Raw genomic sequence first — 760 nt, 5'->3', positions numbered from 1 at the left:
AAAAGCCGTTACCCACCGAAGGCGGAACGGTAAAACCGTTATTCGTTACAGATGTGCCGAATTGCTCGGCAACCATCTCCATCCAATCTTTAGGCTTGTTGATAGCACAAAATTCTATGGTCATTTGTTTTTCTATACTCTGAAAATTTGCATTTAGACAGCAGGTAGAAAAACTATCAAGTCTATTAATTCTCCTACCTGCTTTGTTTAGCAAGAACTGTTTTAATGGTCGTCATCAATTAAGGAATCAATGACAGCTTGGATATCTTTTGCTTGAGTCTGATTTATCAATTCCTCCAATGATGCAGAAATGTTTTTTTCAATCCACACAATCTTTGTATTGATTTCTTTGGCATAATCATTCAGGATTTCAGTTGTTTCGCCTCGAGTTCTTGTTGCAGTGACAAGAATATCACAATCTTCTTCCTCAAAGTATTTGATATTTTCTTTAAGTTCAAATCCGTTATCTCCCCAAGTTGTTATGGCAATTTTCTTATTACCATAAAATATAGATACTCTTCTGTCTTCGGTCAAATGATTTTCTTCTACTTTTTTGTTCTTATCCAAAAACTCTATCAGAAGGTTAAGTATAGAGGTTTTGCCTGTCTTGGCACGTCTGTAAAGTGCAATTATTTTCTTCATATTGTAATGATGTTATTTAATGCGGAGCGACTGCCGATAGAGGCAATCGCTCCGCAGGATTGATTAAATTCCCAGACCTGAGTCCTCGTCCTCATTAGGTTTTGGTACAGAGGGCTTC

At 37.0% G+C, this 760-nt stretch carries 1 protein-coding gene and 1 pseudogene; both read right to left on the bottom strand.

Annotated features, from left to right (window positions below; all coding sequences use genetic code 11):
- Positions 1-124: pseudogene (locus EII14_RS09060) on the bottom strand (AraC family transcriptional regulator); the annotation flags it as partial.
- 98 nt (positions 125-222) lie between these two features.
- Complete coding sequence (locus EII14_RS09055) at positions 223-642, bottom strand: hypothetical protein (RefSeq protein WP_124932192.1); 420 nt, start codon at positions 640-642, stop codon at positions 223-225.
- Positions 643-760 lie beyond the last annotated feature (118 nt).

It is taken from the genome of Alloprevotella sp. OH1205_COT-284 (genome assembly GCF_003859795.1).
Taxonomy (GTDB): domain Bacteria; phylum Bacteroidota; class Bacteroidia; order Bacteroidales; family Bacteroidaceae; genus Alloprevotella.
This window is presented reverse-complemented; position numbering and strand designations above follow the sequence as displayed.